Origin of the sequence: Pseudomonas sp. P39-UII1, from assembly GCF_039672635.1 — a bacterium.
GTDB lineage: Bacteria > Pseudomonadota > Gammaproteobacteria > Pseudomonadales > Pseudomonadaceae > Aquipseudomonas.
In genome coordinates this window covers 157,115-183,196 of record NZ_JBDFPP010000011.1, presented here as the reverse complement: position 1 = coordinate 183,196, position 26,082 = coordinate 157,115, and the positions used below count along the sequence as shown (strand labels likewise).

Annotated in this window: 27 protein-coding genes; 16 read left to right on the top strand and 11 right to left on the bottom strand. The window is 63.9% G+C overall.

The genetic code is table 11. From position 1 onward, the window contains the following. Window positions 1-349: 349 nt before the first annotated feature. The 4 genes from ABEH27_RS16170 to ABEH27_RS16155 all read right to left on the bottom strand — a co-directional run bounded on the left by ABEH27_RS16170 (window position 350) and on the right by ABEH27_RS16155 (window position 5,531). Window positions 350-1,687 carry an imelysin family protein gene (locus tag ABEH27_RS16170; RefSeq protein ID WP_346614566.1) on the bottom strand — a complete coding sequence of 446 codons (1,338 nt, stop codon included), beginning with the start codon at window positions 1,685-1,687 and terminating at the stop codon, window positions 350-352. Between the two features lie 148 nt (window positions 1,688-1,835). Then, on the bottom strand, window positions 1,836-3,887 hold the full coding sequence (locus tag ABEH27_RS16165) for an EAL domain-containing protein (RefSeq protein ID WP_346614565.1): 2,052 nt from the start codon (window positions 3,885-3,887) through the stop codon (window positions 1,836-1,838). 255 nt (window positions 3,888-4,142) lie between these two features. Then, window positions 4,143-4,739 (bottom strand): Fe-Mn family superoxide dismutase, encoded by a 597-nt coding sequence (locus ABEH27_RS16160; protein ID WP_346614564.1) that lies wholly within the window; start codon window positions 4,737-4,739, stop codon window positions 4,143-4,145. 192 nt (window positions 4,740-4,931) lie between these two features. After that, entirely contained in the window at window positions 4,932-5,531 is a 600-nt protein-coding gene (locus ABEH27_RS16155; RefSeq protein WP_346614563.1) for a LysE/ArgO family amino acid transporter, read from the bottom strand. A 100-nt stretch (window positions 5,532-5,631) separates the two neighbouring features. Between ABEH27_RS16155 and ABEH27_RS16150 the strand changes: the two genes are divergently transcribed. The 3 genes from ABEH27_RS16150 (at window position 5,632) to ABEH27_RS16140 (ending at window position 8,476) form a co-directional block, all read left to right on the top strand. Further along, entirely contained in the window at window positions 5,632-6,522 is an 891-nt protein-coding gene (locus ABEH27_RS16150) for a LysR family transcriptional regulator ArgP (RefSeq protein WP_346614562.1), read from the top strand. A gap of 46 nt (window positions 6,523-6,568) precedes the next feature. Then, window positions 6,569-7,564, top strand: coding sequence for an NAD(P)-dependent oxidoreductase (locus ABEH27_RS16145; protein WP_346614561.1), 996 nt, complete (start codon window positions 6,569-6,571; stop codon window positions 7,562-7,564). Between the two features lie 87 nt (window positions 7,565-7,651). Further along, complete coding sequence (locus tag ABEH27_RS16140; RefSeq protein ID WP_346614560.1) at window positions 7,652-8,476, top strand: ATPase; 825 nt, start codon at window positions 7,652-7,654, stop codon at window positions 8,474-8,476. A 91-nt stretch (window positions 8,477-8,567) separates the two neighbouring features. Here the strand turns inward: ABEH27_RS16140 and ABEH27_RS16135 are convergent, their stop codons facing one another. Continuing rightward, window positions 8,568-9,617 carry an alkene reductase gene (locus tag ABEH27_RS16135; protein ID WP_346614559.1) on the bottom strand — a complete coding sequence of 350 codons (1,050 nt, stop codon included), beginning with the start codon at window positions 9,615-9,617 and terminating at the stop codon, window positions 8,568-8,570. Between the two features lie 17 nt (window positions 9,618-9,634). Then, window positions 9,635-9,937 carry a helix-turn-helix transcriptional regulator gene (locus ABEH27_RS16130; protein ID WP_346614558.1) on the bottom strand — a complete coding sequence of 101 codons (303 nt, stop codon included), beginning with the start codon at window positions 9,935-9,937 and terminating at the stop codon, window positions 9,635-9,637. Between the two features lie 151 nt (window positions 9,938-10,088). Here ABEH27_RS16130 and ABEH27_RS16125 point away from each other — a divergent pair, with 151 nt between their 5' ends. Beyond that, window positions 10,089-10,670, top strand: coding sequence for an ACP phosphodiesterase (locus ABEH27_RS16125; protein ID WP_346614557.1), 582 nt, complete (start codon window positions 10,089-10,091; stop codon window positions 10,668-10,670). A gap of 57 nt (window positions 10,671-10,727) precedes the next feature. On the opposite strand, the gene ABEH27_RS16120 is transcribed toward ABEH27_RS16125, so the two are convergent. Both ABEH27_RS16120 and olsB read right to left on the bottom strand, forming a co-directional pair. After that, the gene (locus ABEH27_RS16120) at window positions 10,728-11,516 is read right to left on the bottom strand and encodes a lysophospholipid acyltransferase family protein (RefSeq protein ID WP_346614556.1); all 789 of its coding nucleotides are present in this window, start codon (window positions 11,514-11,516) and stop codon (window positions 10,728-10,730) included. After that, window positions 11,516-12,271, bottom strand: coding sequence for an L-ornithine N(alpha)-acyltransferase (gene olsB / locus ABEH27_RS16115; protein WP_346614555.1), 756 nt, complete (start codon window positions 12,269-12,271; stop codon window positions 11,516-11,518). Before olsB ends, ABEH27_RS16120 begins: the two co-directional genes overlap by 1 nt. 148 nt (window positions 12,272-12,419) lie before the next feature. Here olsB and ABEH27_RS16110 point away from each other — a divergent pair, with 148 nt between their 5' ends. The 6 genes from ABEH27_RS16110 to ABEH27_RS16085 are packed head-to-tail and all read left to right on the top strand — an operon-like array spanning window position 12,420 to window position 17,142. Further along, complete coding sequence (locus tag ABEH27_RS16110) at window positions 12,420-13,307, top strand: acyl-CoA dehydrogenase (RefSeq protein WP_346614554.1); 888 nt, start codon at window positions 12,420-12,422, stop codon at window positions 13,305-13,307. Window positions 13,308-13,354: 47 nt separating this feature from the next. Then, the gene (locus ABEH27_RS16105; RefSeq protein ID WP_346614553.1) at window positions 13,355-14,434 is read left to right on the top strand and encodes a serine hydrolase; all 1,080 of its coding nucleotides are present in this window, start codon (window positions 13,355-13,357) and stop codon (window positions 14,432-14,434) included. Then, on the top strand, window positions 14,431-14,727 hold the full coding sequence (locus ABEH27_RS16100) for an amidase (RefSeq protein ID WP_346614552.1): 297 nt from the start codon (window positions 14,431-14,433) through the stop codon (window positions 14,725-14,727). Before ABEH27_RS16105 ends, ABEH27_RS16100 begins: the two co-directional genes overlap by 4 nt. A 44-nt stretch (window positions 14,728-14,771) precedes the next feature. Continuing rightward, window positions 14,772-15,353, top strand: a complete 582-nt coding sequence (locus ABEH27_RS16095) for a YceI family protein (protein WP_346614551.1) — start codon at window positions 14,772-14,774, stop codon at window positions 15,351-15,353. 1 nt (window position 15,354) lies between these two features. Next, window positions 15,355-16,512, top strand: coding sequence for a phosphatidylserine/phosphatidylglycerophosphate/cardiolipin synthase family protein (locus ABEH27_RS16090; RefSeq protein WP_346614550.1), 1,158 nt, complete (start codon window positions 15,355-15,357; stop codon window positions 16,510-16,512). 51 nt (window positions 16,513-16,563) lie between these two features. Next, complete coding sequence (locus ABEH27_RS16085) at window positions 16,564-17,142, top strand: DJ-1/PfpI family protein (protein WP_346614549.1); 579 nt, start codon at window positions 16,564-16,566, stop codon at window positions 17,140-17,142. Window positions 17,143-17,160: 18 nt separating this feature from the next. Here ABEH27_RS16085 and ABEH27_RS16080 read toward each other — a convergent pair whose 3' ends face one another. Continuing rightward, a complete protein-coding gene (locus ABEH27_RS16080; RefSeq protein ID WP_346614548.1) occupies window positions 17,161-17,559 on the bottom strand; it encodes a nuclear transport factor 2 family protein in 399 nt (132 codons plus the stop codon). A 115-nt stretch (window positions 17,560-17,674) separates the two neighbouring features. On the opposite strand from ABEH27_RS16080, the gene ABEH27_RS16075 reads away from it, so the two are divergent. Together ABEH27_RS16075 and ABEH27_RS16070 are read left to right on the top strand one after the other, a co-directional pair. After that, window positions 17,675-18,265 carry a GNAT family N-acetyltransferase gene (locus ABEH27_RS16075; protein ID WP_346614547.1) on the top strand — a complete coding sequence of 197 codons (591 nt, stop codon included), beginning with the start codon at window positions 17,675-17,677 and terminating at the stop codon, window positions 18,263-18,265. After that, complete coding sequence (locus ABEH27_RS16070; RefSeq protein ID WP_346614546.1) at window positions 18,262-19,134, top strand: carbon-nitrogen hydrolase family protein; 873 nt, start codon at window positions 18,262-18,264, stop codon at window positions 19,132-19,134. Before ABEH27_RS16075 ends, ABEH27_RS16070 begins: the two co-directional genes overlap by 4 nt. A gap of 120 nt (window positions 19,135-19,254) precedes the next feature. On the opposite strand, the gene ABEH27_RS16065 is transcribed toward ABEH27_RS16070, so the two are convergent. Continuing rightward, window positions 19,255-20,778 carry a fumarate hydratase gene (locus tag ABEH27_RS16065; protein ID WP_346614545.1) on the bottom strand — a complete coding sequence of 508 codons (1,524 nt, stop codon included), beginning with the start codon at window positions 20,776-20,778 and terminating at the stop codon, window positions 19,255-19,257. Between the two features lie 248 nt (window positions 20,779-21,026). On the opposite strand from ABEH27_RS16065, the gene ABEH27_RS16060 reads away from it, so the two are divergent. Continuing rightward, window positions 21,027-21,947 (top strand): iron-sulfur-binding ferredoxin reductase, encoded by a 921-nt coding sequence (locus tag ABEH27_RS16060; protein ID WP_346614544.1) that lies wholly within the window; start codon window positions 21,027-21,029, stop codon window positions 21,945-21,947. A gap of 138 nt (window positions 21,948-22,085) precedes the next feature. Here the strand turns inward: ABEH27_RS16060 and pyk are convergent, their stop codons facing one another. Then, window positions 22,086-23,540, bottom strand: coding sequence for a pyruvate kinase (gene pyk / locus ABEH27_RS16055; RefSeq protein WP_346614543.1), 1,455 nt, complete (start codon window positions 23,538-23,540; stop codon window positions 22,086-22,088). Between the two features lie 180 nt (window positions 23,541-23,720). Here pyk and ABEH27_RS16050 point away from each other — a divergent pair, with 180 nt between their 5' ends. The 3 genes from ABEH27_RS16050 to sbcB all read left to right on the top strand — a co-directional run bounded on the left by ABEH27_RS16050 (window position 23,721) and on the right by sbcB (window position 26,072). After that, window positions 23,721-24,107: a tetratricopeptide repeat protein gene (locus ABEH27_RS16050; protein WP_346614542.1), complete on the top strand. Its 387-nt coding sequence runs from the start codon at window positions 23,721-23,723 to the stop codon at window positions 24,105-24,107. 122 nt (window positions 24,108-24,229) lie between these two features. After that, window positions 24,230-24,589, top strand: coding sequence for a PilZ domain-containing protein (locus ABEH27_RS16045; protein WP_346614569.1), 360 nt, complete (start codon window positions 24,230-24,232; stop codon window positions 24,587-24,589). Window positions 24,590-24,635: 46 nt separating this feature from the next. After that, on the top strand, window positions 24,636-26,072 hold the full coding sequence (gene sbcB / locus ABEH27_RS16040; RefSeq protein WP_346614541.1) for an exodeoxyribonuclease I: 1,437 nt from the start codon (window positions 24,636-24,638) through the stop codon (window positions 26,070-26,072). The last annotated feature ends 10 nt before the right edge of the window (window positions 26,073-26,082 follow it).

Sequence of the window (26,082 nt, the reverse complement as noted above, 5' to 3'; positions counted from 1 at the left end):
TCATCTACAGTACGGGCTCGATGCCCTAGGAGCGGCTCCGCTTCAAGACCTTCCCTCGATGATCAGTCGAGAACTTTCGCCTCTTGGGAGGCGAAAGTCGAGATACAAGGAGCGGCTTCAGCCGCGATCACCGGCGAAGCCGGTGCCATCCACCGCGGCGCCTGCTTCGCGGCTGAAGCCGCTCCCACAGGGTATGCGGCGCGCTCGCAGGCTTTGTTCTCTGCGCGACAACGCAGCCCGAAAGGCTGGGTAATCTCCCACAGTTACTCCCCGGTGCTCACGGCCGAAGGCGCCCGGGCAGAAAAAAGGCGACCCGAAGGTCGCCTCTTTCAGCACACCATGTTGCCAATCAGAACTCGTGATCGGCCGTGTCCGGGCTCAGGTTGGCAATGCCCAGCTTGCCCGCAGCCTGCTCGATCGCACCGGTCTGCTTGACCAGGGAGGCGATGGCATCACGCACGATCTGGTTGCCGGCCGCATTGTCGGCAGCGATCAGCTGGTCGTAGTGCTCGCCTTTGAGCGCGTGGTCGACGATCACCTGGATCTTCGCCTCGGTGGCTTCCAGGTCGGCCTTGAGGGTCGCGTCGGCGGCCGGGTCGGCCTTGGCCACCAGGGACGACAGGCTTGGGCCGGTCAGTTTGCTGCCGTCGGCGCGGGTGTACTCGCCCAAATAGACGTTGCGGATGCCCTTGGCGTCGTAGAAGTGCGAGTAGTGGGTGTTGTCGCTGAAGCAGTCCTGCTCGTCTTCCGGCGAGTTGGCTTCCAGCGAGACCTTCATGCGCTCGCCGGCCAGTTCGCCCAGCGACAGGCTGCCCATGCCGAACAGCATCTTGCGCAGGCCGTCGTTGACCGGCTCGGCTTCCAGGGTGGCGCGGTAGTTGTCGGCGACGTTCGGTGCCCAGTTGCCGACCATCTCTTCGAGGTCTTTGACCAGCAGCTCGGTGACCGACTTCAGGTAGGCGCGGCGGCGGTCGTTGTGGCCGCCGGTGGCACCTTTGCCTTCGAGGTAGTCGGAGGCTGGGCGGTTGCCCGCGCCAGGGCCGGTGCCGTTGAGGTCCTGGCCCCAGAGCAGGAACTCGATGGCGTGGTAGCCCGTGGCGACGTTGGCTTCGGAACCGCCCAGCTCGTTCAGGCTGGCCAGTTTCTCAGGGGTGATGTCCTTGACGTCGATTTTTTCTTCGCCCACCTGAATCTCGGTGTTGGCGATGATGTTGGCGCCGGCGGCCGGGTTGCCCAGGGCGTGCTCGTAGCTCTTGTCGACGTAGTCGATCAGGCCCTCGTCCAGGGGCCAGGCGTTCACCTGGCCTTCCCAGTCGTCGATGATGGTGTTGCCGAAGCGGAAGGCTTCGCTCTGCAGGTAAGGTACACGTGCGGCGGCCCAGGCAGCCTTGGCGGCTTTCAGGGTGTCGTCGTTGGGGGTTGCCAGGAACGCGTCGATGGCGGTCTGCAGAGTCTTGGCGGTGCTCAGCGAGTCGCTGTACACGGCGTAGACCATGTCGGCGTAATGCTTGACCACGGCTTTGCCGGCCGCTTCGTCGACAGCCCCGGGCGCCGCAGCGGTGGTGCTGGCGGCAGCAGGTGCCTGAGCTTGCGGAGCGGCAGCCTTGTCGTCCTTGCCTTCACCGCAACCGGCGAGAGCGATGGCGATGGCCAGCAGACTGGCGGAGGCCAGAGGCATTCGAATCATTATTGGTTTCCCTGCGTCGTGTGGTTGGACAGTGCGCCGTGGCACGTAAAACCGCCACATCATGCGAAAGATTTGCATTTGCTGTAAAGGGGCGACGGCGCAATTCATGTAAATGCAGGTCACGGCTTGTAACCCGCAACGGCAGGGGTCAGAAGGCGGAAACCTGATTGCGCTGCGCCTGGCGCAGGTAACTGGTCAGCTCGCGCGCCGACAGCGGCTTGCTGTAGTGGTAACCCTGACCTTCGTGGCAGCCCTGGGCGATGATGTAGGTTTCCTGTTCGGCGGTTTCCACGCCTTCGGCGATCACCTGCATGCCCAGGCTTTTGCCCAGCTGGATGATCGCCCGCACGATGGTGGCATCGTCGTCGTCGTCGAGCAGGTCCTGGACGAAGCTCTTGTCGATCTTGATCTTGTCCAGCGGCAGCGACTTCAGGTAGCTCAGCGACGAGTAGCCGGTACCGAAGTCGTCGATGGCGATCATCGCCCCTGAGCGGCGCAGGCTCAGCAGGTGTTGCGCGGCGGTGCTGATGTCCTCCATCAGGCCGGTCTCGGTCACTTCCAGCTCCAGGCTGCGCGGGGGCAGGCGGTACGCCTGCAGCAGGTTGTTGACCACCCGCGGCAGTTCGTTGTGGTGCAACTGCACGGTGGACAGGTTGACCGCCATGCGCAGTTCGCTGAAGCCCAGGTCGTGCCATTCGCGCAGTTGCCGGCAGGCCTGGTCGAGCACCCATTCGCCGATGGTAATGATGTAGCCGTTCTGTTCGGCCAGCGGGATGAACTGGTCCGGCGGCACCATGCCCAGCTCCGGGTGCTGCCAGCGCAGCAACGCCTCGACCCCCACCACGCGGTGGTCGCGGTAGCTGATCTGCGGCTGGTAGACGAGGTACAGCTGGTTGCGCGGCAGGGCTTCGCGCAGGTCCTTTTCCAGCTCGCGGCGGCGGCGCATCTCGCTATCGACGCTGGCGATGTAGAACTGGTAACGGTTGCGCGAGCGAGCTTTGGCCAGGGTCATGGTCTGCTCGGCCTTTTGCAGCAGCTTCTCGGTGCTGTCGCCGTCTTCGGGGAACAGGGTGATGCCGATGGTGGCGCGCAGGCGGATCTGCTGGTGGCCGAGGCCGAATGGCGCTTCCAGGTCGTCGAGGATGCTCTGGGCCAGCTCCGCGGCTTCGTAGGGCTGTTCGATGTTGGCCTGGACCAGGGCGAACTGATCGCCGCCCAGTCGCGCCAACGCGCCCAACCGGCCACTGTGGGCGCGCAGGCGGTCGGCCAGGGCCAGCAGCAACTGGTCGCCGACCTGGTAGCTGAACTGCTCGTTGATGCCTTTGAAATCGTCCAGCCCCACGCACAACACGGCGACGCGGTGCTGCAGCCGGCCGCCATCGACCAGGATCTTGTCCAACTGCGCCTGCAACTGCTGGCGGTTCGGCAGGCCGGTGAGAAAGTCATACTGGGCCATGCGCTGCAGGCTGTTCTCGGCTTCGTGGCGCAGGTGAGTGTTGCGCTCGATCGAGGCCAGCAGCTGGTTGGCGGTGTTCACCCAGATGCCCAGCTCGTTCTTCTCATGGCCTTTGAGCAGGGGAATCTGGTGCTGGCTGGGGCGGTCGGGGTTGATCTGGGTGAGGTGCTCGATGATCTTCGACAGCGGCTTGGTCAGCAGCCAGTGGTAGACCAGGTACAGCACCAGGCCCATGGCCAGGGCGCGCAGCACGCCGGAAATGAAAATGATGATGGCGTTGACCAAAAAGCCTTCACCGTAGGCGGCCGTATCGAGGGTAATGCTCAGGTCACCGTAATACTCACTGTACGGGCCGCGGCCGACCAGCTGGGTGGTGTAGGTGCGTTCCTGGCCGAGGATCAGGTCGGTCAGCCAGCGCATGGGCGAGTCCTGCAGCGGGCGGGACTTTTCTGCCAGCATGGTTTCGTTGGGGTGGCCGATCGAGGCCTGGCGTACCGATTCATCCTGGAACAGGCCTTCCATCACCTGCATGCCCATTTCCCGGTCGAGGCTGTAGACCGCCTGGGTTGAAGGGTCGCGGAACATGTCGAGGATGCGCTGGGCGTCATTGTTGACGGCCTGGCGGGTCTTGTAGGTGTCGTAGACGATCTGCGCGCAGCTGAGGACAACGCCGACCGCCAGCGCCGACAGGAGCACGACCCTGAGCAACTTGACCGATAAGCTGTTCCGCAATTCCAGCTTCAATGGGGTTTCCTTAATCCATGCGCATGGCATCATTTTGCCATTAACGTTGGCAATACACTATCGGCCGGTAGGGCTGTCCTGAGCAGTGTATCGGTTGCCTGACCCTGCAACTTGAGCGCGCTTAGCGAACTTCCAGACGTTTGATGTTAGCGCGCTATACGGGGTGAGCAAGAGGTGCGCGGAAAACTGTCGATTGGCCCCTTGAGGCATAAAAAAACCCGGCACATGGCCGGGTTTTGTTCAGGGCGTGAGTCATCAGGCCTTGAAGGTCTTGCCTTCGAACTGTTCGGCAACGAAGGCCCAGTTGACCAGGTTCCAGAATGCCTCGACGTACTTCGGACGCAGGTTGCGGTAGTCGATGTAGTAGGCGTGTTCCCAGACGTCGCAGGTCAGCAGCGGGGTGTCGCCGCTGGTCAGCGGGCAGCCGGCGCCAATGGTGCTGGCCAGGGCCAGGGAGCCGTCGGCTTTCTTCACCAGCCAGCCCCAGCCGGAACCGAAAGTGCCAACCGAAGTCTTGGTGAACTCTTCCTTGAACTTGTCGAAGGAACCGAACGCGGCGTTGATGGCTTCAGCCAGGGCACCGGTAGGCTGGCCACCGCCGTTTGGCGACAGGCAGTTCCAGTAGAAGGTGTGGTTCCAGACTTGAGCGGCGTTGTTGAAGATGCCGCCCGAAGAGCTCTTGACGATCTCTTCCAGGCTCTTGCCTTCGAATTCGGTGCCTGGGACCAGGTTGTTCAGGTTCACGACATAGGTGTTGTGGTGCTTGTCGTGGTGATACTCCAGGGTTTCCTTGGAGATGTGCGGCTGCAGGGCATCGTGGGCGTACGGCAGCGGCGGCAATTCAAAAGCCATGGTGGATCTCCTGATTCAGGTCTAGTTCGCGGTTTGCGCAGGGCCGATCACGGGCGGCCCTATGTGCGTCGGCGAGTTTGTACTCTTTGCGACGCAAGGGCTGGATCATAGCACCAGCCCCGGCGCATAACCACGCAACAAAGATAGGGAATAGAGGTTCCAGAGCGCTTGGCCGGCGCCGACGGGTGGGCGTCAATTGAAGATCAGCTGCGCCGCCACGGCGAACATCATCACCGCCACCATCAGGTCGAGCATCCTCCAGGTCGCCGGGCGGGCCAGCCAGGGCGCCAGCCACGCGGCACCGATCGCCAAGGTCGAAAACCACACCAGCGATGCACTGGCGGCCCCGGCCACATACGCCCCGGGCACGGTCTGCTGGGCACCGAGCGAACCGATCAGCAGCACGGTGTCGAGGTAGACATGCGGGTTGAGCAGGGTCACCGCCAGGGCGCTGAGCAGCACCGCACGGCGCGAGCGCATGCCTTGGCCTTGCTGGTGCTGCAGGCTCTGTTTGGAACAGGCGCTGCGCAGTGCTTTGGCGCCGTACCAGATCAGAAACACTGCGCCACCCCAGCGGGCGACAGCCAGCAAGGTCGGGTTATGCGCCAGCACCGTTGCCAGGCCGAACACGCCGGCAGCTACCAGCAGGGCGTCACAGACGATGCACAGCGCCGCCACCGGCAGGTGATGCTCACGGCGCAGGCTCTGTGCCAAAACAAAGGCGTTCTGTGCGCCGATGGCCATGATCAGGCCGAAGGCCACCAGCATGCCGTTCAGATAGCTTTGCCACATGGCAGGCTCCAGGGAAGGTTCAGAAGAAGATGCTGGCTATTGTGGTTCTCTGCCCTGTATAAGAAAAACAAATAAAGCTGATCCCTCATTAGGAAAATCGATGTTCGACTACAAGCTGCTGGCTGCCCTTGCGGCGGTCATCGAGCAAGGTGGGTTCGAGCGGGCCGCGCAGGTACTCGGGCTTTCGCAATCGGCAATCTCGCAACGTATCAAGTTGCTCGAAGCGCGGGTTGGCCAGCCAGTACTGGTGCGCGCCACGCCACCGAGCCCCACCGAGGTCGGCCGGCAGTTGCTCAACCATGTGCAGCAGGTGCGGTTGCTTGAGCGCGACCTGCAACGCCAGGTGCCGGCCCTGGACGAGGAGGGCCTGCCGGAGCGCCTGCGCATCGCCCTCAACGCCGACAGCCTGGCCACCTGGTGGGCGGGCGCGGTGGGCACGTTCTGCGCCGAGCAGCAGGTGCTCACCGACCTGGTGGTGGAAGACCAGGAGGTCGGCCTCAAACGCATGCGCGCTGGCGAGGTGGCGGCCTGCCTGTGCGGCAGCGAGCGGCCGGTGGCCGGTGCCCGCAGCCTGCCGCTTGGCGCCATGCGCTATCGGGCGCTGGCCAGCCCGGCGTTCATGGCGCGGTATTTTGCGCAGGGGTTCGATGCCAAGCGCCTGGCGCGTACACCGGCCATCGTGTATGGCCCGGATGATTTCCTGCAGCACCGTTACCTGGCGTCGCTGGGCATCGATGGCGGTTTCCTGCACCACCTGTGCCCGTCGTCCGAAGGCTTTTTGCGCATGACTGAAGCAGGCCTGGGCTGGGGCTTGGTGCCGGAGCTACAGGCCCGTGAACAGTTGGCGGATGGCAAACTGGTGGAAATATGTGCCGATACCCCTATCGATGTGCCGCTGTACTGGCATCATTGGCGCAATGGCGGGCATCTGCTCGCGCAACTGACCGAACACTTGCGGCACACGGCACGGCATTGGCTGGTGCCGTTGTAAAGGTGGCCGGCGTCTGTTGCATCTGAAATCTGAGGCGGGGTGTTACATGCAAATTCTGGTCACTGGCGCGAGCGGCTTCATTGGCGGGCGCTTTGCGCGCTTTGCCCTGGAGCAGGGCCTGGACGTGCGGGTCAGCGGCCGGCGCGCCGAGGGGGTCGAGCACCTGGTCAAGCGCGGCGCGCAGTTCATCCCTGGCGACCTGGGTGACGCCGAATTGGCCCGGCGCCTGTGCCAGGGCGTCGATGCCGTGGTGCACTGCGCGGGTGCAGTGGGCAACTGGGGGCGCTATCAGGATTTCCACCAGGGCAATGTGGTGGTTACCGAGAACGTGGTCGAAGGGTGCCTGAAGGAGCACGTGCGGCGCCTGGTGCACCTGTCGTCGCCGTCGATCTACTTCAATGGCCGCTCACGCCTGGATATCCGCGAGGACCAGGTGCCACGGCGTTTTCACGATCACTATGGGCAGACCAAGTACCTCGCCGAACAAAAGGTATTCGGTGCCCAGGAGTTCGGCCTGGAAGTGCTGGCGCTGCGCCCGCGCTTCGTTACTGGTGCCGGCGATGCCAGTATCTTCCCGCGGCTGATGCAAATGCAGCGCAAGGGCCGTGTGGCGATCATCGGCAACGGCCTGAACAAGGTCGATTTCACCAGCGTGCACAACCTCAACGAGGCGCTGCTCAGCGCGCTGTTCGCTGAGGACCGCGCCTTGGGCCAGGCCTACAACATCAGCAACGGCCAGCCGTTGCCGTTATGGGACGTGGTCAACTACGTGATGCGCCAGATGCACCTGCCCCAGGTGACCCGCTACCGCTCCTACGGCCTGGCCTACAGCATGGCGGCGCTGAACGAGGCGGCCTGCATGCTCTGGCCCGGGCGACCGCAGCCGACCCTGTCGCGCCTGGGGATGCAGGTGATGAGCCGCGATTTCACCCTGGACATCAGCCGTGCCCGGCAGTACCTGGACTACCAGCCCAAGGTCAGCGTGTGGACAGCCTTGGATGAATTTTGCGGTTGGTGGAAGCACCAGCCACTTGGCCAGTGAACCTGGGGCAGGGATGATGGTCATCAGTGCGCCGCGCGAGCGGTTTATACTCATGCCTTTTTGCTACTACCGCGGTTGAACCTACCCATGCGCAACGATGCCCACGACGATTTCGATGATGTGCCAGCCCTGCGGGCCGGTACCCCTGATGATGACGAACTGTTGCCGGCGCACGTGTCGCGCAGCCGGCAGAAGGCCGTCAGGCCCGCCAGTACCGGCCCTTTGTGGGCGCTGCTGGGCGCCGCTTTCATTGCCTTGGCCGGGCTTGGCTGGTGGAGCTTCCAGCAGATTTCGCTGATGGAGCAGCAACTGGTTGCCACCCAGGAAAGCTTTGCACGCATCAGCGAAGAAGCGGCGGGGCGCCTGCAGGCCATCAGCGGCAAGGTCGATGCCAGCGAGTCCTCGACCAGCACCGGCAGCGAGGCCCTGAAGCTGCAGATCCGCCAGCTGCAGGCCAGCCTGGCCGAGCAGGGCAAGCAACAGCAGGGCGTGGTCGGGCAGACAGGTGATCTGGGCAAGCGCCTGGAACAGGTGTTGGCCGATACGCGCGAACAGCAAAAAGTTGTGACTGAACTGCAGACTCAGCTGCAGGCGCAGTTGAAGGCGGTGAACGGCGAACTGGCGGCGTTGAAGTCAGGCCAGGTGGATGGCGGCAAGCTGGACGGGCAGCTCAAGAGCCTGAGTGACGAGGTGGCGGCGCTGAAGAAGCAAGGCAACCAGAAAGCGGCCATCGAGAGCCTGGAACAGGACATGCTGGTGTTGAAGAGCCAGGCGGACAACCGCCCAGCTGCGGCGGCCGGTGGTGCTTCAGTGCAGGAATTCGATGCGTTCCGTGGGCAGACCACGCGTAACTTCAATACGCTGCAGAGCCAGATCCAGAACCTGCAGCAGCAGATCAACGCCCGGCCTTGAGGCCGCAGGGGAGGGCTTTGCCCTCCTTTCATGACACCAGGCCGCGCCTACAGATGACCGCGAGCGTCTGCAGGCATGGCCGGGTGTTCGATCACAGCCGTGGGTAGTCGATGTACCCCACCGGCCCTTTGGCGTAGAAGGTTTCCGGATGGGCCTGGTTCAATGGCGCATCGGCCGCCAGCCGGGCCGGCAGGTCCGGGTTTGCAATGAACGGCACGCCAAATGCCACCGCATCCGCCTTGCCACTGGCCAATGCAGCGTTGGCGCTGGCTTTGTCGAACCGTTCGTTGACGATGTACGGGCCACCGAACGCTGCCTTGATCAGCGGACCGATGCTGTCGTCGGCCTCTTTCTCCCGCGAACAGATGAACGCGATGCCGCGCTTGCCCAGTTCCTGCGCCACATAGGTGAAGGTTTCGGCACGGTTGGCGTCGCCCATGTCATGGGAGTCGGCACGCGGCGCCAGGTGCACGCCCACACGGCCTGCGCCCCAAACCTCGATGGCCGCGTCGGTCACTTCCAGCAGCAGGCGTGCACGGTTCTCCAGCGAGCCACCATAGCGGTCGGTACGCTGGTTGGTGCTGCTCTGCAGGAACTGGTCGAGCAGATAGCCGTTGGCACCATGGATCTCCACGCCGTCGAAGCCGGCGGCCTTGGCATTCTCGGCGCCACTGCGGTAAGCCTCGACGATGTCGGCGATTTCTTCGCTTTCCAGGGCGCGCGGGGTCGGGTACTCGGTGATCGGGCGCACCAGGCTGACATGGCCCTTGGGCTGGATGGCGCTGGGTGCCACAGGCAACTCGCCATTCAGGTAGCTGGGGTGCGAGATGCGGCCAACGTGCCACAGCTGCAGGAAGATCCGCCCGCCAGCGCCATGCACGGCCTTGGTGACATTGTTCCAGCCGCGGACTTGCTGGTCGTTCCAGATGCCAGGCGTGTCCGGGTAGCCGACACCCATGGCGGTAACCGAAGTCGCTTCGCTGAGAATCAGCCCGGCGCTGGCGCGCTGCACGTAATACTCGGCCATCAGCGCGTTGGGCACCCGGCCTTCATCGGCGCGGCAGCGTGTCAGCGGGGCCATGATGATGCGGTTGGGCAGTTGCACGTCACCCAGTGTGATCGGATCGAAAAGCGTGGTCATAACGGTTACCTGCCTTGTCAAAGTGCTTGGCGCAGTTGTTCGAGGAACGCTTGAATGGTGGCTTCGTTGCGTTTGAAGAAGTGCCACTGGCCGACCTTCTGGCTGTTGATCAACCCGGCGCGCTGCAGCGTGGCCAGGTGGGCAGAGACGGTCGACTGCGACAGACCGCAGCGCTGGTCGATCTGCCCGGCACACACGCCGTTTTCGGTGCTGTGATGCTGGGCGGGGAAGTGCGCTGCAGGGTCTTTCAGCCAGTTGAGGATTTCTCGTCGGACCGGGTGGGCCAGGGCTTTTATTATTTCGTCGAGATCAAGAGGCATGGTCTGGGCTCATGGTGTAGCGGCATATCGCGATAGGCCGAAATATAGATCGGTACTTCACGATATAGAAATATGAAGTGGTTCTGAGCTGATCACGAATCGCTATATCGCGTTATAACGATATACGCAGGCGCAGTGCTAGACTGCGCTCATGAACTACCTCGCACACCTGCACCTTGGCGGCCGCGCGCCGCAACAACTGCTCGGCAGCCTGTATGGCGATTTCGTCAAAGGCTCGCTGGAAGGGCGTTTTCCGCCCGCGCTGGAGGCGGCGATCCGCCTGCACCGGCACATCGACAGCTACACCGATCGTCACCCGCTGGTGCTGGCGGCACTGGCGCGTTTTCCGCGAGAGCGGCGGCGCTTTGCCGGGATCGTGCTGGATGTGTTCTTCGATCATTGCCTGGCGCGGCATTGGGGCGACTATGCCGAACAGCCGCTGGAGCAATTCACCGGGTCGTTTTACCGCGTGTTGCTGGCAGAGCCTGAATTGCCAGGCAGGTTGGCGCGGATTGCGCCGTTCATGGCGGCAGATGACTGGCTGGGGGCGTATGGCGACTTCGCTACGCTTGAGCAGGTGTTCAGTGGCATTGGCCGGCGCTTGTCACGGCCAGAGGGCATGGTGGGGGTGATGGGCGAGCTGGAGCGTTTGTATGAGCCGTTGCTGGCGGATTTTCGTGAGTTTTATCCGCAACTGCAGGTGTTTGCCACTGAGCAGAGGTCGGCGGGCTAGACCCCAACGTGTAGGAGCGGGCTTGCCCGCGAAGAGCCCGCCCAGACACTGGAAATCTCAAGCCGCCCGCGCCTGCCGGCGCCGCCCCCCCTCAACCTCTTCAACCCCGAACAACGCCATTTGAATGGCCTGCTGTGCCTGAAGCGCCAACATCGCGCGCTCCTTGCCGGCGCTGCTGATCGGCTGCAACAGGTGAATGCACACTTCGCCCCGCGGCTCGGCAAACAGGCGCATCAGGTGTGACACCAGGTCATCGTCACCAATGAACGGCGCAAGCGGGTCAGCCTCGCCATTGCGCAGGTATTGAATGGCCACCGGCTGCACCGCTGCGCCCTGATCGATGGCACCGGCCAGCAAGCGCCCATGAAAGGTGCGCACCTGGCGCCCGTCGGTGGTGGTGCCTTCGGGGAAGATCAACAACGGCCGGGCATCACCCAGTTGTTCGCTTATCTGTTCGCGCAAGCGCTGGCTGTCGCCGCCGCCGCGGCGGATGAACAGCGTGCCCGCCTTCTCCGCCAGCCAGCCGGCCACCGGCCAGTGGCGCACCTCTGCCTTGGACAGGAACGACAGCGGCCGCAGCATGCCGAGTAGCGGGATATCGGCCCAGGACACGTGGTTGCTGACCCACAGCATGGGCCGCTTGGGCAGCTCGCCAATCACCTGCACCTCGAAGGGCAGGGCGGCGACCAGGCGTTTCATGAACAAGCACGCCCAGCGTTGACGGCGTTCGAGGGGGGCGTTGACGCCCAGGCGCTCGCCGACGGCGATCACGCTGGCCATGAGCATGCCGAACAGCAGCACCAGCAACAGCCTGGCAAGGCGGGCGACCACCCGCAGCCTGGGCATCAGACCGCCGCCTTGAAGTGGCGGGCGTAGCGCGGGCAGAGGTCGTCGCGCTTGAGCAGGATGAACACGTCGGCAACCTGGAAGTCCTTGTCCCAACACGGCTCGCCACAAATCTTCGCACCCAGGCGCATGTACGCCTTGAGCAACGGCGGCATCTCGGCGATGACGTTGTTGGGCAGGGCCAGGGTTGGCAGCGGGTTTTTCGGTTCGGCGCGCAGGTGCTCGGTGCACAGGTAGCGCTCGCGCAGGCGTTGCATGATGGCGTGGGCCTGGACGCCGCCATCCTGCATGGGGATGCTCGCGCAGCCCATCAGGTAGCTGTAGCGGCCCTCGTTGAGTACTTCGGCCAGTTCGCCCCAGAGCACGGCGATGGTGCCACCGTTACGGTAAGCGGGGGCCACGCAGGTGCGGCCGAGTTCGAGTATCGGGCCTTGCAGTTGCAGCAGGCCGTGCAGGCTGAACTCTTCTTCGCTGTAGAAACGCCCCAGGCTGCTGGCAGCCTGGTGGTCGAGCAGGCGGGTGGTGGCGACCAGTTCGCCGGTGCTCAGGTCGCGTACGCCGATGTGCTGGCAGTGGACGTCGTAGTCATCCATGTCCAGGCCCTGTTCGGCGCCTTTGAGCTTGGCCTTGAATTCTGCGCTGAACACGTTGAAGCGCAGGGTCTGTGCTTCCTTCAGGGCTGCGGCCCCGACCAGGCGTTCGGCTTGCAGACGGCGTTCAGTGCTGTTGTCGCCAGAGCGAGCGATCCGAGTCATTGCGAGTCTCCATAAGCCAGCCATGAAGGGTTGCGGCCGGTCGGCTTTGTTGTGCAAAGTCAGCCTAGGTAGGCGCGGTGTCACCCCTGTGAATCTTTGGTGATGCTTGCGTGACACCCCCGACAAGCGCCTATCAAAGGAGCGCCCCATGGCTTGGCTACAACGACTCAACGACCCCCTCCGCCAGCCCCTGGCCGGCACCCTGGGCGAGACCTATGCCGCGCAGCTCGAGCACCTCGGCGCCGTCGCGCCCTTCGAGCTGGCGGTGTTGGGCGGGCGCGCCATGGCCACGCCGGGCCTCGCCTTTCTGATCGGCTACCAGGCGGCCCTGCGTGCGCTCTGGCCCAGCGCGCCGGCCAGCCTCGGCGCGCTGTGCGCCACCGAGCGGCGCAGCGTGCGCCCGGCGGACATGCAGACACGCCTGGAGGGTTTGCGCCTCACCGGCAGCAAGGATTTCGTCACCGCCGGGCTCGACGCCGAATGGCTGCTGGTGGCGGCGCGCAGCGAAGGGCAGGGTGAAGCGCCACGGCTCAACTTGGCGGTGGTGTATCCGGGGGAGGCGGGGGTGACCCTCGAGGCATTGCCGACCCTGCCACTGATGCCTGAGGTGGGCCATGGTCGGCTGCTGCTGCAGCACGCTGCCTGCGAACTGTTGGCGGGGGACGGCTGGGACGCCTACGTCAGGCCGTTCCGCTCGCTCGAAGACTTGTATGTGCTCGCAGCCATGACCGCCTGGCTGTATGGCGTGGGGCAGGAGTGTGACTGGCCGCAGGCGCTGCGATTGCGTCTGATCGCTTTGCTGGCGGGCTGTGCCGAGGCCAGTCGCCAGTGTGCCGACAGCGTCGGTTGTCATTTGCTGCTGGGCGGGTTGTTTGCGCAGTTTCAGGAGCTGAGAGGGGCCATCGACAAGGCGCTGATGGCGGGGCCGGAGCAGTGGGCGCAGCTTTGGCAGCGGGATCAGGGGGTCATGGCGCTGGCTACCGCTGCCCGGGAAAAACGCCTGGCAAAAGCCTGGAGCGCCGCCGGATTGTCATGAGCGTTTGCCAGGATTGACGGCACCATTGAAACCTGGGGGCGCTCACCATGAAGGCGTGCTTGCTTGCCCTGGCGTTGGCCGTCAGCTCGGCCAGGGCAGAGAGCTGGCCGATACCGGACTGGCAGGTCGACCCCGTCAGCGTCGATTGGCAGGCCGTCGACAGCTATGCCTTCCCCGAACGCAGCGCCAGCCAGCGCAACGGTATCCGCAGTGACGCCCTGCTGATCATCCGTGATGGCCGCATCCTGCATGAGCGCTACGTCGCCCCCACCACCGCGAGCACTGCCCACCTCACCTGGTCGGTGAGCAAGAGTGTGCTGGCCACGGTACTGGGTGTGGCTCAGGGCGAGGGACGCTTCCAGCTGCACGACCCCGTAGCACGCTTTTACCCGCCGATGCAGGCGCACCCCGATGTGCGCCTGGCCGATCTGCTGCACTGGGCCAGTGGCCTGGCGTGGCAGGAGGACTACGAATACGCGCCGGTGAAATCCTCGGTGGTCGCCATGCTCTACACCCGTGGGCGCAACGACATGGCAGGCTATACCGCCGCGCAACGTGCTGCGCAAAAACCCGGCCAGCAATTTCTCTATTCCAGTGGCGACAGCAATATCCTGGCCGCCGCGTTGCGCGGCATGCTCGCAGCCGACGCCTATGCCGAATATCCCTGGCAGGCCCTGTTCACGCCGCTGGGTATCGACAGCGCCGTCTGGGAGCGTGACGCCAGCGGCACCTTTGTCGGTTCCTCCTACCTTTACCTCAAGGCGCGCGACCTGGCGCGTATCGGCCTGTTGATGCAGCGTGAAGGGCGCTGGCGTGAACGGCAGGTGCTGCCGGCGAGCTGGGTCAGCTTCAACCGTACGCCGTTCAGCCAGGCGCGGCCCACGCCCGGCCAGGCCAACCCAGGCGGCCACTGGTGGCTGAACTTGCCACTGGCGGGCAGCGGGCTGCCTTGGCCCGATGCGCCGGCGGACACCTATGCCGCCCTCGGCCACTGGGGCCAGGCGCTGTACATACTGCCCAGACACAGGCTGGTCATCGTCCGCTACGGCGATGATCGCGACGGTAGCTACAGCCATAACGAATTGCTCAAGCGCGTGCTGGCGGCGTTGCCCAGGGAGGGCGCATGAAGCGCCTTGCATGGCTGGTGGCTGTTGCCTTGCTGGGGTGGGCCTGGCTCGAGCGCCAGGCATTGGCGGATTTTCCGGGCATCCTTTCGGCCTATTCGGCCAAGGAGTATTGCTCGTGCCGGTTTGTCATGGGCTTCGACCAGGCGTATTGCCGGGGTTATGTGAAGCAGTGGCTGCCCTTGAGCTCGCTGGAGGAGGACCGCCAGCAGCGCCTGGTCAGGGCCGCCGGCCTGGGCCAGCACAATGCGGCGGCGTGGCAGTCTGCCCAGGCCGGCTGCCGCTTGCTGCCATGAAGGCGGGCGGGTAAGGTTGGCGGTCTGGTTTCACGAGATCTGTCATGTTCAAGCTGCCGCGTCTTTTGCCCGCTCTACTGCTGGCTTTATGCCTGCCCGCCCACGCCAATTGGCACCTCGATGGCGAGTCTTCACGCCTGTCATTCATCACCGGCAAGAACGGCGATACGGCCGAGGTCCATCGTTTTCTGGTGCTGCATGGCAGCGTCGACCGCAAAGGCATGGCGGGGCTGCGTATCGAGATGGACTCGGTAAGTAGCGGTATTCCGCTGCGTGACGAGCGCATGCGTGACGACCTGTTCGAAGTCGGCCGCTTTGCCGAGGCGACGGTCAAGGCCCAGCTCGACCTGCGGCCGATCAACGACCTTGCCGATGGTGCACAGATTGAATTGCGCCTGCCGCTGACCGTCACCCTGCACGGCCAGTCGCACAGCTACAACGCCTTGCTGCTGGCCACCCGCCTGGATGCACGGCGCTTCCAGGTGGTAACACTCGAACCATTGATATTGCGCGCCCAGGACTTCGGCCTGCTGCCCGGCCTGGAAACCTTGCGCACGTTCGCCAAGCTCAAGTCCATCAACCCGACGGTACCGGTCAATGCGGTGCTGATCTTCAACGCGCGCTGACATGCCGGGGCCGGTCTTCCCCTGGCGGGATGGCAATCAGTTCGAGCTGCTGGTCGACGGGCCTGAATTCTTTCCGCGTATGCTGCAGGGCATCGAGCACGCGCAGACGCAAGTTGACCTGGAGCTGTACCTGGTCGAGGCCGGTGCCTGCGCCGAGGCGGTGGTCGAGGCGCTGGAGCAGACAGCCAGGCGCGGTGTGCGCGTGCGTTGCCTGTTCGATGATTATGGCTCGCTTGCTTTCAATTCGGCCTTGCGCCAACGCCTGCTGGACGCCGGCGTGCACCTGCGCTGGTACAACCGCCTGCGCTGGCGCCGCGGCCTGCGCAACCTGTACCGCGACCATCGCAAGTTGCTGCTGGTGGACGAGCGTTGGGCGGTGGTCGGCGGTACCGGTGTCACCGACGAGTTCTGGACGCCGGGTGAGGCGACCAGCGAGTGGCACGAGGTGATGGTGCAGATGCAGGGCCCGGTGGTGGGCGACTGGCAACTGCTGTTCGATCGCCAGTGGCAGGCCAACAACCGCCGCACCGCCTGGCGCCCGCCTGAAGGTTTCGGCCTGCCACGCCTGCCGAGGATCCCGGCGCAAGGGCAGGGCATGGGCCGTGTAGCCTATGCCGACGCCCGCCAGCACCGGGACATCCTGCATTCGCTGGTGCGTGCGCTCAACAGCGGCAAGCAACGCGTGTGGTTGGCCACGCCGTATTTTCTGCCGACCTGGAGTGTGCGCCGTTCATTGCGCCGGGCTGCGGGCAAAGGCGTCGACGTGCGCCTGCTGCTCACCGGCCCACGCACCGACCACCCTTCGGTGCGTTATGCGGGCCACCGTTACTACCCCCGATTGCTGCGCGCGGGTGTGCGGATCTATGAATACCAGCCATGCTTCCTGCACCTGAAGATGGCGCTGGTGGACGACTGGGTCAGCGTCGGTTCGTGCAATTTCGACCACTGGAACCTGCGCTTCAACCTGGAGGCCAACGTCGAGGCGCTGGACCCGCCGCTGACGGCAGCCGTCAGGGCCAGCTTCGAACGGGATTTCGCCTTGAGCGAAGAAGTCGACCTTGACCACTGGAACGCCCGGCCGTTGTGGCGCCGGGTCAAGCAGCGGGTATGGGGCTGGCTGGACCGGCTGGTGGTCAACCTGCTCGACCGTCGCGACTGAAGCAGACTATCGTGCAATGGCTGTTCCCCTATCACCGAAGGAGTGGATGCGATGACGGCGAAGAAGATTCTCATGCTGGTGGGCGACTACGTCGAGGACTACGAGGCGATGGTGCCGTTCCAGGCCTTGACCATGGTTGGCCATACGGTACACGCGGTGTGCCCGGAGAAAATCGCCGGGCAGACCGTGCGCACGGCAATCCATGATTTCGAGGGCGAGCAGACCTACAGCGAGAAGCCTGGGCACAACTTTGCGTTGAACCATGACTTCGTCCAGGTCCGGCCCGAAAGTTACGACGCGTTGCTCATCCCGGGTGGGCGGGCGCCAGAATACCTGCGCCTGGATGAGCGGGTGCTGGCGCTGGTCAGGGCCTTCGACCAGGCGGGCAAGCCGATTGCGGCGGTGTGCCATGGGGCGCAACTGCTGGCGGCGGCCGGGGTGCTGGAAGGGCGCGAATGCAGTGCGTACCCGGCGTGTGCACCGGAGGTGCGGCTGGCCGGCGGGACGTTCATCGACATCGCGGTGGACCAGGCGCATGTCGATGGCAACCTGGTGACGGCGCCAGCGTGGCCGGCGCATCCTGCCTGGTTGGCGGCTTTCCTGAAGGTGCTTGGGACGCGTATCGCCTGATCTACTCGGCCCGTGGTGTCACTCCACCTGCTCGACCCAGTCATTGAGGTTGTAGTAATTGGTCACCCGGGCAATCTTCCCGCAGTGGAGGTAGAAGAACGCCCCCGCCGGCAGCACATAGGTCTGCCCATTGGCGGCCGGCAAGCCTTCGTCATCGGCCACATATTCGCCATGCACGGTGAACTCCGCCGCCGCCCGGCTGCCATCGGCGTTCTGCATCACCACGATGTCGGCCAGGCGCTCGCGGTAGCAGCGGTTCATCTTGCCCATGAATGCAGCGAACTTCGCCTTGCCCATCTCCCGCTCGCCTTGGTTGATGTCATGGATCACGTCCTCGCTGAGCAGGGCCAGAAAGCTCGGCATGTCACCGGCATTGAAGGCGGCGTAGTAAGCATTTACCAGTTCGGTAGCGGTCATGGAACAATACCTGTCGTGTAGGGAAAAGGCGCAGCGTTGGTTCGGATGATAGGGTTTCCCCTCAAGCCCGGCTTAGCCGAGCGCGTCATCCACATCGACAAAACGACCGCCAAGCATGGAAATCCGCCTGTTGCACGGCGCCGCTATCGCGCCTTACATCGATGACCTCGCTCGCCTGCGGCTAACCGTGTTCCGCGAGTTTCCCTACCTGTACGACGGTACGCCCGAATATGAAGCCGACTACCTGGGTGCCTATGCTCGCTCCGGCCGCAGCCTGGTAGTGCTGGCGCTGGATGACGACAAGGTGGTGGGCGCTTCTACCGGCCTGCCGCTGGTGGACGTTGCGCCGCAGTTCCAGCAGCCGTTCCTGGCGCAGGGGCGTGACCCGGCCAGCGTGTACTACTTCGGCGAATCCCTGGTGTTGCCCGAATACCGTGGCCAAGGCCTGGGTGTGCGCTTTTTCATCGAACGCGAGTCGTATGCGCACAAGCTGGCCGAATTCGATTATTGCGCGTTCTGCGCCGTAGAGCGCCCGGGTGTGCACCCGTTGCGGCCAGCCAATTACAAACCGCTGCACGGTTTTTGGCGCAACCGCGGCTTCCTGCACGACCCGTCGCTGCGTACCAGCTATGCCTGGCGCGACCTTGGCGAGCCGCACAGCAGCGACAAGATCATGTCGTTCTGGCTCAAGGAACTGCCGATATGATCCGCCTGGCGGCCTGCCAGTACGCCATCGAGCTGCATGAAACCTGGGATGCTTACGCCGACCACCTGCAGCGCCTGTGCGCCGAGGCGGTGGAGGCGGGCGCCCAGTTGTTGCTGCTGCCGGAATATGCAGGCCTGGTGCTCAGCGGCCAGTTGCCCGCCGAGCAACGTGGTGACCTCAAGGCTTCCATTGCCGGTATTCAGCCCCTGATCGAACCGTGGCGGGCGTTGTGCGAAAGCATGGCTCGGCGCTGGGACGTTTACCTGCAACCGGGCAGCCTGCCGGTGCTGGACGCCGATGGGCGCTATCGCAACCGTGCCTGGCTGTTCGGCCCCGACGGCGAGCTGGGGCATCAGGACAAGCTGATGATGACCCGCTTCGAGCGCGAGCAGTGGGACATTGCGGCCGGCCAGGGGCTGACGGTGTTCGACACCCCGCTGGGCCGGCTGGGCATTCTGATCTGCTACGACAATGAATTCCCGATGCTGGCGCGAGGCCTGGCTGAAGCGGGGGCTGACCTGATCCTTGCGCCCAGCTGCACCGATACCGAGGCCGGCTACCACCGGGTGCGCATCGGCGCCCAGGCGCGGGCGCTGGAGAATCAGATTGCGGTGTTGCAGAGCCCGACCGCGGGCCTGGCAGCCTGGTCGCAGGCGCTGGATGAGAACATCGGGCGGGCGGGGCTGTTCGTGCCGCCGGATCACGGCATGCCGGCAAATGGGGTAATTGCCGAGAGCCAGCAACTGAGCCCGGCGAGCAGCCAATGGCTGGTGTGTGATATTGACCTGGCGCAGGTGCGGCGTGTGCGGGAGGAGGGGCAGGTGTTCACGCGGCGCGATTGGCCTGAGCAGTTCGAACGGGTTCTCTGAAACGGCGGCGGCCCCTTCTCGGTTAAACCCGTTCCTACAGGTACAGCGCACACTTTGGATCAGCGCTGTACCTGTGGGAGCGGGTTTACCCGCGAAGGGGCCGCCGCTAGTGCAACTGCCTTACTTCACTTCAACAGCGAGGCTCTCGGCAATCTTGTTCTGCCACAGCGCAGGGCCGGTGATGTGTACCGACTCACCGTTGCTGTCCACCGCGACGGTGACCGGCATGTCCTTCACATCGAACTCGTAGATCGCTTCCATGCCCAGCTCGGCGAACGCCAGGACCTTGGACTTGCGGATCGCCTGGGCGACCAGGTAGGCGGCGCCGCCAACAGCCATCAGGTACACGGCCTTGTTGTCCTTGATCGCTTCGATGGCGGTCGGGCCACGCTCGGACTTGCCGATCATGCCCAGCAGGCCAGTCTGCTCGAGGATCTGACGGGTGAACTTGTCCATGCGGGTGGCGGTGGTCGGGCCGGCTGGGCCAACCACTTCGTCACCGACCGGGTCTACCGGGCCAACGTAATAGATGAAGCGGCCTTTGAGGTCGACCGGCAGTTCCTCGCCACGGTTGAGCATCTCGACCATGCGCTTGTGCGCGGCGTCGCGGCCAGTGAGCATCTTGCCGTTGAGCAGGATGGTCTCGCCTGGCTTCCAGCTGGCGACTTCTTCCGGGGTGATGTCGTCGAGGTTGACGCGGCGGGCGCTTGGGCCCGCTTCCCAGACGATTTCCGGATAGGCGTCCAGCGACGGTGCTTCCAGCTCGGCAGGGCCCGAACCGTCGAGCACGAAGTGCGCGTGGCGGGTGGCGGCGCAGTTCGGGATCATGCATACCGGCAGGGACGCGGCGTGGGTCGGGTAGTCCATGATCTTGACGTCGAGCACGGTGGTCAGGCCGCCCAGGCCCTGGGCGCCGATGCCCAGCTGGTTGACCTTCTCGAACAGCTCCAGGCGGATCTCTTCGATACGGTTCTGCGGGCCACGCGCCTTCAGCTCGTGAATGTCGATGGACTCCATCAACACTTCCTTGGCCATCACCGCGGCCTTCTCGGCAGTACCGCCGATGCCGATGCCGAGCATGCCAGGGGGGCACCAGCCAGCGCCCATGGTCGGAACGGTTTTCAGCACCCAGTCGACGATCGAGTCGGACGGGTTGAGCATGGCCATCTTCGACTTGTTCTCGGAACCGCCGCCCTTGGCTGCGACATCGACTTCGACCTTGTCGCCAGGGACGATCGAGTAGTGGATGACGGCCGGGGTGTTGTCCTTGGTGTTCTTGCGGGCACCGGCCGGGTCGGCCAGGATCGACGCACGCAGGACGTTTTCAGGCAGGTTGTAGGCGCGACGCACACCTTCGTTGATCATGTCGTCGACGCTCAGGGTGGCGCCGTCCCAGCGTACGTCCATACCCACACGTACGAACACGGTGACGATGCCGGTGTCCTGGCAGATCGGGCGGTGGCCGGTGGCGCACATGCGCGAGTTGATCAGGATCTGGGCGATGGAGTCGCGCGCGGCAGGCGACTCTTCACGCAGGTAGGCCTCGTGCATCGCCTGGATGAAATCGACGGGGTGGTAGTACGAGATGAATTGCAGGGCGTCGGCGACGCTCTGAATCAGGTCGTCTTGCTTGATCACGGTCATGCAGCGCGCTCCTCTTAAAGACGGGAACATTCATAAAGGCTTTTCGACACTGCACACCCGTGTGTCGAAACGCCTGGCAAGGCGTCGGCAGGTCAGGCCGACGTAAAAAGGCGCGGCAGTATAGCGCGCCTGCGGCGGCGAAACACCTGCGTGTGGTCTGGACCTTGGTCTGCAGGCAGCGGGCATCGTTTTTGCTGAGGCTGCCCGCTTGCCTTAGAGTGGCCGTGTAGACCCGGAGAAATGTGACCATGCCTGAACTCTGTGTGGGCGAGCGCCGTTGGACGGTGCCCACCGGCAGCAACCTGCTCGATGCCCTGAACGAGGCCGGCTTGAACGTGCCCTACAGCTGCCGTGCCGGCAGTTGCCATGCCTGCCTGGTGCATTGCCTGGACGGGCAGCCGGCAGATGCCTTGCCCGAGGCCCTGGCGCTGGAAAAACACGCCCAGGGTTGGCGCCTGGCCTGCCAGTGCCGGGTGGTCGGCGACTTGCGCGTGGCGGTGTTCGACCCGCTGCAGGACGGCATTCCTGCGCAGGTCTGTGCGCTGGACTGGTTCGGCGAGGTGTTGCGCCTGCGCCTGCGGCCAGAGCGAACACTGCGCTACCAGGCTGGCCAGCACGTGGTGCTGTGGAACGGTTCGGTAGCACGCCCCTATTCGCTGGCGAGCCTACCGGGTGAAGATGAATTTCTGGAATTTCATATCGACTGCCGCCGGCCGGGGGCCTTTTGCGACAAGGCGCGGGGGTTGCAGGTGGGCGACGTGCTGCGCCTGGGCGAACTCAGGGGTGGGGCGTTGCACTACGATCCGGACTGGCAGGAGCGGCCGCTCTGGCTGTTGGCGGCGGGGACCGGGCTTGCGCCGTTGTGGGGCATCTTGCGCGAGGCGCTGCGCCAGGGGCATTGCGGCGAGATCAGGGTGATGCATGTGGCGCGTGAGCACGCCGGGCATTATCTGGCTGAGACGTTGAAGAATATCGAAGCGGTGAGGATCGACCTGGTGCTGGCGGATCAGCTGGATGAAGCGTTGGCGGCGTTGCGGCCGTCTTCGCGGCAGACAGTCGCGCTGGTGTGCGGGGCGGCGGGGAGTGTGGAGCGTTTCGCGCGGCGGCTGTTTATTGCCGGGGTGCCGAGGGGGCAGGTGTTTGCCGATGTATTTGTCGAGCATGCCTGAAGGTTGTGTGCTGTGTGGACCGGCCTCATCGCCGGCAAGCCGGCTCCCACAGGATCAGCGACAGGCCAGAGGCTGGCGCAATACTTGTAGGAGCCGGCTTGCCGGCGATGGGCCGCAAAGCGGCCCTGGGGAGGCAGATCAGCCAACCAGCGGATCACCGACATGCAGGATTTTCATGCCGTTGGTGCCACCGATGGTGTGGTAGCTGTCGCCCTTGGTCAGGATGACCCAGTCGCCTTGCTCCACCAGCCCGCGCTTGAGCAGCTCGTCGACCGCCGCCTGGCTCACCTTGTCGGCCGGCAGCGATGCCGGGTCGAAGGCGATCGGGTAGACGCCGCGGAACATCGCGGTACGGGCCTGGGTGGCGCGGTGCGGGGTCAGTGCGTAGATCGGCACGTGCGAACGCAGGCGCGACATGATCAGCGGGGTGTAGCCACTTTCGGTGAGGGCGATGATCGCCTTGACGCCGGGGAAGTGGTTGGCGGTGTACATGGCCGCCAGGGCGATGCTTTCGTCGCAGCGCTCGAAGGTGGTGTGCAGGCGGTGGCTGGACTTCTGGTTGGTCGGGTGCTTTTCGGCACCTTGGCAAATACGCGCCATGGCCTGTACGGCTTCGATCGGGTAGGAACCTGCGGCACTTTCGGCCGACAGCATCACCGCATCGGTGTTGTCGAGCACGGCGTTGGCCACGTCGGACACTTCGGCGCGGGTCGGCATCGGGTTCTGGATCATCGACTCCATCATCTGGGTCGCCACGATCACCGCTTTGTTGTTGCGGCGGGCGTGCTGGATGATCTTCTTCTGGATGCCGATCAGCTCGGCGTCGCCGATTTCCACGCCCAGGTCGCCACGGGCAACCATGACTGCGTCGGAGGCGGCGATCAGGCCGTCGAGGGTCTCGTCGTCGGCAACGGCTTCGGCGCGCTCGATCTTGGCCACCAGCCAGGCGCTGCCGCCGGACTCGTCACGCAGCTTGCGGGCGTATTCCATGTCCTTGGCGTCACGCGGGAACGACACGGCCAGGTAGTCCAGGTCCATTTCCGCGGCCAGCTTGATGTCGGCCTTGTCTTTTTCGGTCAGGGCCGGAGCGGTCAGGCCGCCACCTTTGCGGTTGATGCCTTTGTGGTCCGACAGGGGGCCACCGACGATCACCACGCAGTGCAGGGCATCAGCGGTGGCGGTCTCGACGCGCATGACCACGCGGCCATCGTCGAGCAGCAGCTCGTCGCCGACGCCGCAGTCCTTGACCAGGTCCGGGTAGTCGATACCGACGATGTCCTGGTTGCCTTCGGTCAGCGGGTGAGCGGTGGAGAAGGTGAACGTGTCACCGACTTTCAGTTCGATGCGCTTGTTGCTGAATTTGGCGATGCGGATCTTCGGACCCTGCAGGTCGCCCAGCAGTGCGACGTGGCGACCATTCTTGGCAGCGATCTCACGGATCAGGCGGGCGCGCGCCTTGTGCTCGTCCGGCGTGCCGTGGGAGAAGTTCAGGCGTGCCACGTCCAGGCCGGCGAGGATCAGTTGCTCGATCACTTCCGGCGAGTTGCTGGCGGGGCCAAGGGTGGCGACGATTTTGGTACGGCGGATGGTCATGCACAGACTCCTATAGTGAAGCGCAGCGAAAGGCTACTCCTGAATCGCGCTGTAGTCATTGTTCCGTTGCACTACCTGCAAGCAGTGCAGGGTGGCATTTGAACGGGCGGGGTATCCTTGCAAAAGCCTGTGAAGATTTGGCGGCAAAGGCCGATACACTGGCATCAAAGGAGATCCCCCATGCGAGCCCTGATCGTTTTAGCCTTGGCGGCCAGCGCCGTCGGCTGCACCCGTTGGTCCATGGACCACCATTTGAACAACGCCTACCGCGCCTACGACCGTGGCGACTGCCAGCAGGTCATGCTCGAGCTGTCGCAGGTCGACCGTACCAGCCGCGCGCGGCCGTTCATCCATCCGGAAGTGTCACTGCTGCGGGGCCAGTGCCTGGAGCGCCAGCAACTGTTCGTCGATGCTGCGCAAACCTACGAATACCTGATCCAGCAGTACCCGCGCAACGAATACGCCTACCGGGCCAAGGCGCGGCTGCAGACACTGCAGCAGCTGGGTCACTACCGCGGTGGCGAGGCGGCGGTGGCCAGCCCGGTGAAGGCCTCTCCTTGGCGTTAATACCAAGGTATCGTTTATTTCACGGGATTTGCCGCCGACGCTGCGCTAACCTGTAACTTAGCTGTTACAACAACCGCCAGTACCTCGCATTCCTGGCACCGGGTACGGACTGCACTGTGACCATGTTCAACCAGCGTCATATCGAACGCCATCAGTTGCCTTGTGTTCTCAAGGTCTTCAACCGTTTTACCGATCAGCCGATCGGGCAGTTGGGTAATGCCTCTGAAGATGGTCTGATGTTGATCAGCCAGCTACCTGTGCTGGTCGGGCCTGATTTCGAGCTGCAATTGCGCCTGCCGCTGGCCGGTGGCGGTTTTCAGTTCATCAACCTGACCGCCAGTTGCCTGTGGTGCCGCGAGGATCAGACCCCAGGGCATTACGACTCGGGGTTCATGCTGCTGCAAGCCCCGCGCGAGTACGACGAATTCGTCCGCTCGCTGCGTGACTATTTCAGTTTCCACCCAGCCAACGCTTCCGTCTGAGGGCAGGTCCGCTAGAATCGGGGCGACCTTGAATCAGGACGCTCCCGTGACCTCCAGCATCTTCTGGCACGACTACGAAACCACTGGCATCAACCCACGCTGCGATCGGCCGCTGCAGGTCGCAGGCCTGCGCACCGACTTCGACCTCAACGAGATCGACGAGCCGATCAGCCTTTATTGCCGCCCCTCCGACGATATCCTGCCGCACCCGGCAGCCTGCCTGGTAACCGGCATCACGCCCCAGCAATTGGCCAACCAAGGGCTGTGCGAAGCCGAATTCATGACGCGGGTACATGAGCAACTGGCGCGCCCTGGAACCTGCGGGGCGGGTTACAACACGCTGCGTTTTGACGACGAAGTTACCCGTTACAGCTTGTACCGCAACTTCTTCGACCCCTACGCCCGTGAGTGGCAGGGCGGCAACAGCCGCTGGGACTTGATCGATGTGGTACGCACGGCGTATGCCCTGCGCCCGGAAGGCATCCAATGGCCGCAACAGGACGGGCGCACCAGCCTGCGCCTGGAACTGTTGAGCAAAGCCAATGGCATTGACCATGGGCATGCACACGAGGCACTTTCCGACGTGCGGGCCACCATCGCATTGGCCCGCCTGATACGAGAGAAACAACCGAAGTTGTTCGAGTGGCTGTTCCAGTTGCGCAGCAAGCACAAAGTGATGGAGCAGATCCGTTTGTTGCAGCCGATGGTGCATATATCGGGTCGCTTTTCGGCGGCGCGCAATTACCTGGGCGTGATCTTGCCGTTGGCCTGGCACCCGCGTAATCGCAATGCACTGATTGTGTGCGACCTGCATCAGGAAACCCTACCTTTGATAAGGGAAAGTGCCGAGCTACTTCGTGAACGCTTGTACACGCGCCATGAGGAATTAGCTGAAGGGCAATTACCCGTGCCATTGAAGTTGCTGCAGATCAATCGCTGCCCGGTGGTGGCGCCGCTTTCGGTTTTACGCCCGGCGGATCAGCAACGCCTCGGCATCGATTTGCCACTGCTGCAATCACGCGGTGAGGCGTTGGCCAATCAACAAGAAGAATGGCAACACAAGCTGGAGCACATCTACGGCAAGGATGACTTCACCCCAAGTGAAGATCCGGAACAACAGTTGTATGACGGTTTTCTGGGGGACCGTGACCGGCGCTTGTGCGAGCAAGTGCGCACGCTGGACCCTGCACAGTTGGGGCAGGGGCATTGGATGTTCGATGACCCGCGCATGCCCGAGTTGTTGTTCCGTTACCGGGCCCGTAACTTCCCCGAGACCTTGAACAGTGAAGAGCGTCAGCGCTGGTATGGCTTCTGCCAGCAACGCCTGAGTGACCCGCAGTGGGGCGCACCGAACACGCTAGGGGACTTCGAGCAGGCCCGGCAGAGCGCCTGGGCCAGCGCCGACGAGGCGGGGCGGCGGGTACTGGATGCCTGGCAGGCGCATGCGCGGCAATTGGCTGAGCAATTTGCAATCGGCGCTTGAGTGTTGATGC

What these genes read in the sequence shown, in the direction of transcription:
- ABEH27_RS16140 (WP_346614560.1), top strand. Translation starts at nt 7,652, where the DNA reads ATGCGCAACGATGCCCACGACGATTTCGATGATGTGCCAGCCCTGCGG.
- ABEH27_RS16130 (WP_346614558.1), bottom strand. Translation starts at nt 9,937, where the DNA reads ATGCCTCTTGATCTCGACGAAATAATAAAAGCCCTGGCCCACCCGGTC.
- ABEH27_RS16085 (WP_346614549.1), top strand. Translation starts at nt 16,564, where the DNA reads ATGACGGCGAAGAAGATTCTCATGCTGGTGGGCGACTACGTCGAGGAC.
- ABEH27_RS16065 (WP_346614545.1), bottom strand. Translation starts at nt 20,778, where the DNA reads ATGACCGTGATCAAGCAAGACGACCTGATTCAGAGCGTCGCCGACGCC.
- ABEH27_RS16105 (WP_346614553.1), top strand. Translation starts at nt 13,355, where the DNA reads ATGAAGGCGTGCTTGCTTGCCCTGGCGTTGGCCGTCAGCTCGGCCAGG.
- ABEH27_RS16160 (WP_346614564.1), bottom strand. Translation starts at nt 4,739, where the DNA reads ATGGCTTTTGAATTGCCGCCGCTGCCGTACGCCCACGATGCCCTGCAG.
- ABEH27_RS16060 (WP_346614544.1), top strand. Translation starts at nt 21,027, where the DNA reads ATGCCTGAACTCTGTGTGGGCGAGCGCCGTTGGACGGTGCCCACCGGC.
- ABEH27_RS16080 (WP_346614548.1), bottom strand. Translation starts at nt 17,559, where the DNA reads ATGACCGCTACCGAACTGGTAAATGCTTACTACGCCGCCTTCAATGCC.
- ABEH27_RS16150 (WP_346614562.1), top strand. Translation starts at nt 5,632, where the DNA reads ATGTTCGACTACAAGCTGCTGGCTGCCCTTGCGGCGGTCATCGAGCAA.
- ABEH27_RS16045 (WP_346614569.1), top strand. Translation starts at nt 24,230, where the DNA reads ATGTTCAACCAGCGTCATATCGAACGCCATCAGTTGCCTTGTGTTCTC.
- pyk (WP_346614543.1), bottom strand. Translation starts at nt 23,540, where the DNA reads ATGACCATCCGCCGTACCAAAATCGTCGCCACCCTTGGCCCCGCCAGC.
- ABEH27_RS16070 (WP_346614546.1), top strand. Translation starts at nt 18,262, where the DNA reads ATGATCCGCCTGGCGGCCTGCCAGTACGCCATCGAGCTGCATGAAACC.
- ABEH27_RS16075 (WP_346614547.1), top strand. Translation starts at nt 17,675, where the DNA reads ATGGAAATCCGCCTGTTGCACGGCGCCGCTATCGCGCCTTACATCGAT.
- ABEH27_RS16145 (WP_346614561.1), top strand. Translation starts at nt 6,569, where the DNA reads ATGCAAATTCTGGTCACTGGCGCGAGCGGCTTCATTGGCGGGCGCTTT.
- ABEH27_RS16090 (WP_346614550.1), top strand. Translation starts at nt 15,355, where the DNA reads ATGCCGGGGCCGGTCTTCCCCTGGCGGGATGGCAATCAGTTCGAGCTG.
- olsB (WP_346614555.1), bottom strand. Translation starts at nt 12,271, where the DNA reads ATGACTCGGATCGCTCGCTCTGGCGACAACAGCACTGAACGCCGTCTG.
- ABEH27_RS16120 (WP_346614556.1), bottom strand. Translation starts at nt 11,516, where the DNA reads ATGCCCAGGCTGCGGGTGGTCGCCCGCCTTGCCAGGCTGTTGCTGGTG.
- ABEH27_RS16170 (WP_346614566.1), bottom strand. Translation starts at nt 1,687, where the DNA reads ATGATTCGAATGCCTCTGGCCTCCGCCAGTCTGCTGGCCATCGCCATC.
- ABEH27_RS16110 (WP_346614554.1), top strand. Translation starts at nt 12,420, where the DNA reads ATGGCTTGGCTACAACGACTCAACGACCCCCTCCGCCAGCCCCTGGCC.
- ABEH27_RS16050 (WP_346614542.1), top strand. Translation starts at nt 23,721, where the DNA reads ATGCGAGCCCTGATCGTTTTAGCCTTGGCGGCCAGCGCCGTCGGCTGC.
- ABEH27_RS16095 (WP_346614551.1), top strand. Translation starts at nt 14,772, where the DNA reads ATGTTCAAGCTGCCGCGTCTTTTGCCCGCTCTACTGCTGGCTTTATGC.
- ABEH27_RS16155 (WP_346614563.1), bottom strand. Translation starts at nt 5,531, where the DNA reads ATGTGGCAAAGCTATCTGAACGGCATGCTGGTGGCCTTCGGCCTGATC.
- ABEH27_RS16100 (WP_346614552.1), top strand. Translation starts at nt 14,431, where the DNA reads ATGAAGCGCCTTGCATGGCTGGTGGCTGTTGCCTTGCTGGGGTGGGCC.
- ABEH27_RS16125 (WP_346614557.1), top strand. Translation starts at nt 10,089, where the DNA reads ATGAACTACCTCGCACACCTGCACCTTGGCGGCCGCGCGCCGCAACAA.
- ABEH27_RS16135 (WP_346614559.1), bottom strand. Translation starts at nt 9,617, where the DNA reads ATGACCACGCTTTTCGATCCGATCACACTGGGTGACGTGCAACTGCCC.